Genomic DNA, 3,984 nt, shown 5'->3' on the forward strand with positions numbered 1-3,984 from the left:
GTTCTGTGCGGGGCCGCCGGGGGCCGGGATGGACACCGGCGGGGCGGCGCCGGCAAAAGCGGTATCCGGCACCGCCACAACGTCGGCCAGCGGTGACAGTGCCCGGGCTGTATCGGCGCTCCAGCCCGAAACCCGGATGCTCCAGGTCTCGACCTCGGTGACCATGGCGCTGTCGGCGACCCGGGACACCACGAAGACCGGCAGCGCGGCCGGGTGGTCGGCGCGCTCGATGAAGGGCAGCCGGGCGATGATCTTCGGCGCGCCGTCGGTTTCCAGCGCCAGCCACCACGGATTGTTGCCCGAGGTCGCCGACACCAGCGCCAGGTCGCCCTTCGACTTCGCCACCGCCTCGACCGCCGCCGACGCCGAGAAGTGCGCCACGTACGGCACCGTGAACCCGAAATGGAAGCGGGCGGAATCCCGCATCGCCGACTCGCCGAGCGACTGGTCGGCGTGCACCGAGAACGGCGCCTGCACATAGGTGAAAGTCGCGATGATGACCCGCCAGATGCTCTCGACGGTGTCGAGCGGCAGGATGCCGTGGTGGCGCTGCACCAGGCGCCGCATCATGTCGGCCTCGCGCGCCGGGCGGAATGCCGAGCCGACCTCCTGGGTCTGCTTCACCGCGATCAGCCGGTCGATGATCTCGCCGCGCTGCATCAGCAGTTGGTGCACCTGCTCGTCGATGCTGTCGATCTCCTGGCGCAGGTCGGCGAGCGACGGCGGCGAGGGCGGCTTGGTCATTGCTTCAGAACCTCGGACAGAAACGGGGATCGGCAGTCGCGGCGGTGCCGCGGTGCGTCCTTCTGCTTAAGAAACGGGGGCAGCGAAGGCAAAGGAAACATTGACGCTTTCCGGGCCAGGCTGCGCGGCCGTCGTGTTGACGGCTTTCGGCTTTGCAATTATCGTCCGGGCCAGAACTCGTGGTCATTTGAGCCGGCCGGCTTGCAGCCACGTTAAACAACTCGCTAAACAGGCCGGGGACAGTTCCGATCCCGGCCGAACCAATGTTCAGGCCGGGTTTTTTATTTGCCCTGCCGTTCTTATCTGAGGTCGAACCGGGGCGTCCCCGGGATGTCGAGGCCGTTGGCAGGCGTATGATGAATATCCATTCGATGAAGGGGCAGAAGATCGCCGCCGGCGAGCGGACCCAGGAGGTCGATCACCCGCATTCGCTCATCGCACAGTTCGGGGCCGACCAGCCGCTGCCGCTGGATTGCGGCATCGAGCTCAGCCCGTTCCAGATCGCCTACCAGACCTACGGCACGCTGAACGCGGACAAGAGCAACGCCATCCTGGTCTGCCACGCCCTGACGATGGACCAGCACATCGCCAACGTGCATCCGATTACCGGCAAGCCCGGTGGCTGGCTGACCCTGGTCGGTCCCGGCAAGCCGATCGATACCGACCGCTATTTCGTGATCTGCTCGAACGTGATCGGCGGTTGCATGGGCTCGACCGGCCCCGCCTCCACCAACCCCGCCACCGGCAAGGCCTGGGGGCTCGATTTCCCGGTCATCACCATTCCCGACATGGTGCGCGCCCAGGCGATGCTGATCGATCGGCTCGGCCTCGACAAACTGTTCTTCGTCGTCGGCGGCCCGATGGGCGGCCTGCAGGTGCTGCAATGGTCGGTGGCGTTCCCCGAGCGAGTGTTCTCGGCGCTGGCGATCGCCTGCGCGACCCGGCACTCAGCACAGAACATCGCCTTCCACGAACTCGGCCGCCAGGCGGTGATGGCCGATCCGGATTGGCAGCACGGCCGCTACTTCGAGCACGGATGCTTCCCGCATCGCGGCCTCGCGGTGGCGCGGATGGCCGCGCACATCACCTACCTGTCGGACGCGGCGCTGCATCGCAAGTTCGGCCGCAAGATGCAGGATCGTGATCTGCCGACGTTTTCGTTCGACGCCGATTTCCAGGTCGAGAGTTACTTGCGCTATCAAGGCTCGTCGTTCGTCGAGCGGTTCGACGCCAACTCGTATCTGTATCTGACCCGTGCGATGGATTACTTCGATATCGCGGCCGACCATGACGGCGTGCTGGCTGCCGCGTTTCGCGGCACGCAGACGCGGTTCTGCGTAGTGTCGTTCACCTCGGACTGGCTGTTTCCGACCTCGGAATCGCGCGCCATCGTGCATGCTCTGAACGCCGGCGGCGCGCGGGTTTCGTTCGCCGAGATCGTCACCGACAAGGGGCACGACGCGTTCCTGCTCGACGAGCCGGAGTTCATCGATATCGCGCGCGCTTTCCTGCAATCGGCCGGCACTGCGCGCGGCCTCGGCAAGGCGGAGCACTGATCATGTCGGTGCAGGAAGGCTTGCCGCTGGAAGATCACGCGCGTCCGCAACTGCGCGTGCATCGCGCCGACCATCTGCTGGTCGCCGATATGGTCGAGACCGGCTCGAAGGTGCTCGACGTCGGCTGCGGCGAAGGCGATCTGATGCAGCTCCTCGAATCCCGCGGCGTCGATTGCCGCGGCATCGAGCTGTCGCGCGAGGGCGTCAATCGCTGCGTCGCGCGCGGTCTTGCGGTGGTGCAGGGCGACGCAGATACCGACCTCGATCACTACGTCGACGATGCGTTCGACTACGTGATCCTGTCGCAGACGCTGCAGGCGACGCGGCAGCCGAAAGAGGTGCTGGAGAATCTACTTCGGATCGGCCGCCGCGCGATCGTGTCGTTTCCGAACTTCGGCTACATCAACATGCGGCTGCAGCTGCTGATCCATGGTCAGATGCCGCGCACCGAGAACCTGCCGGCGACCTGGTACGACACGCCGAACATTCACTTCTGTACCATCAAAGACTTCATCGGGCTGTGCGATGAGATCGGCGTCAAGATGGAGCGCGCGGTGGCGCTCGACCGCTACGGTCGGCCGCTGCGGCTGAACGCGCCATGGTGGTTCTGGAATATGTTCGGTGAGCAGGGGGTGTTTTTGCTCAGCCGCGCGCAGAAAAAACCGCCGCTGCAGGCCGCCGACTACGTGGCACCTTAGTCGTACTTAATAAGTCGTTAATACGTGCGGTGATCAGTTCACCGCACGCGATACGTGTAAAAATGTTGCGTATCATGAAATTTCCTCGAAATTTCCCCTAAAATCTGACTCTCGCTTTCTCAAAGCCATCCTCTCGCCATCCCTAATCGATTAACGCGTCGACCCCGATGTCGGCCCGTGCGGGTCGGCGCGTCTCGAGGAGTTCCGGAGAGAGAGTCTGTATGGTTGTGTTTTCTGCGTTTGGATTGTTCCGCTTCGTCGCTGCCGCCCTGTCGTTCGTGGCGCTCGCGGCGATCGCTGCTCCCGCATCGGCCAAGCCGCTGCATCGTCACCACGCTCACGCGTCCAGCTATTCGCATCACTCCGCGTCTCGTCACGCGCACCATCATCGTCGCTCGCACGCGTGGCGCCGTCACGGCCGCATCGCGCAGCAGCAGGCGGAGGTCGCGCCGTCGGCTTTCGGTTTCCCCGCTAACGATCCGGCCATGGACGTCTCGGCCGCGATGGCGCAGCCGCAGCTGCAGCCCGCGACGCAGAAGCGCACCAGTCGTCGTCAGCGCCTCGCCGCCCAGCAGCAGGACTTCCAAACGCAGTCGTGGAATGGCGGCGGTACCGGCTCGAGCCTGGTGGAAGCTGCGCGCAGCTACATCGGCAGCGGCAATCCGACCGGCCGACGCGCGCTGTGGTGTGCGCGGTTCATGAACATGGTGCTTGAGCGCACCGGCCATCAGGGCACCGGTTCGGACATGGCGAGCTCGTTCGCGCGCTACGGCCAGCGCATCTCCGGTCCGCAGGTCGGCGCGATCGCGGTGATGTCGCGCGGCAAGCGCGGCGGCCACGTCGGCGTCGTCAGCGGCATCGATGCCAACGGCAATCCGATCGTGGTGTCGGGCAATCACAGCCGCCGCGTCGCCGAGTCGGTGTATTCGAAGGGCCGCATCTACGCCTACGGGATGCCGTCGAGCTGATACGAGGCCCTTCCCCGC

4 protein-coding genes and 1 riboswitch are annotated in these 3,984 nt (G+C 65.2%); of the genes, 3 read left to right on the forward strand and 1 reads right to left on the reverse strand.

The window, feature by feature from the left end; all coding sequences use genetic code 11:
- On the reverse strand, positions 1–744 hold a 744-nt coding region (locus DYI24_RS22660), incomplete at its 3' end, for a chorismate mutase (protein ID WP_164573933.1).
- A 169-nt stretch (positions 745–913) separates the two neighbouring features.
- Positions 914–993, forward strand: a riboswitch (SAM riboswitch).
- A gap of 104 nt (positions 994–1,097) precedes the next feature.
- On the opposite strand from DYI24_RS22660, the gene metX reads away from it, so the two are divergent.
- The 3 genes from metX (at position 1,098) to DYI24_RS22675 (ending at position 3,966) form a co-directional block, all read left to right on the forward strand.
- Positions 1,098–2,300 (forward strand): homoserine O-acetyltransferase MetX, encoded by a 1,203-nt coding sequence (metX, locus tag DYI24_RS22665; RefSeq protein ID WP_205523637.1) that lies wholly within the window; start codon positions 1,098–1,100, stop codon positions 2,298–2,300.
- 2 nt (positions 2,301–2,302) lie between these two features.
- Positions 2,303–2,998, forward strand: a complete 696-nt coding sequence (gene metW / locus DYI24_RS22670) for a methionine biosynthesis protein MetW (RefSeq protein ID WP_107346005.1) — start codon at positions 2,303–2,305, stop codon at positions 2,996–2,998.
- A 221-nt stretch (positions 2,999–3,219) separates the two neighbouring features.
- On the forward strand, positions 3,220–3,966 hold the full coding sequence (locus DYI24_RS22675) for an NlpC/P60 family protein (RefSeq protein ID WP_164573935.1): 747 nt from the start codon (positions 3,220–3,222) through the stop codon (positions 3,964–3,966).
- The last annotated feature ends 18 nt before the right edge of the window (positions 3,967–3,984 follow it).

The sequence above is a fragment of the Rhodopseudomonas sp. BR0C11 genome (genome assembly GCF_010820945.1).
Taxonomy (GTDB): domain Bacteria; phylum Pseudomonadota; class Alphaproteobacteria; order Rhizobiales; family Xanthobacteraceae; genus Rhodopseudomonas; species Rhodopseudomonas palustris_H.

What these genes read in the sequence shown, in the direction of transcription:
- metX (WP_205523637.1), top strand. Translation starts at nt 1,098, where the DNA reads ATGATGAATATCCATTCGATGAAGGGGCAGAAGATCGCCGCCGGCGAG.
- DYI24_RS22675 (WP_164573935.1), top strand. Translation starts at nt 3,220, where the DNA reads ATGGTTGTGTTTTCTGCGTTTGGATTGTTCCGCTTCGTCGCTGCCGCC.
- metW (WP_107346005.1), top strand. Translation starts at nt 2,303, where the DNA reads ATGTCGGTGCAGGAAGGCTTGCCGCTGGAAGATCACGCGCGTCCGCAA.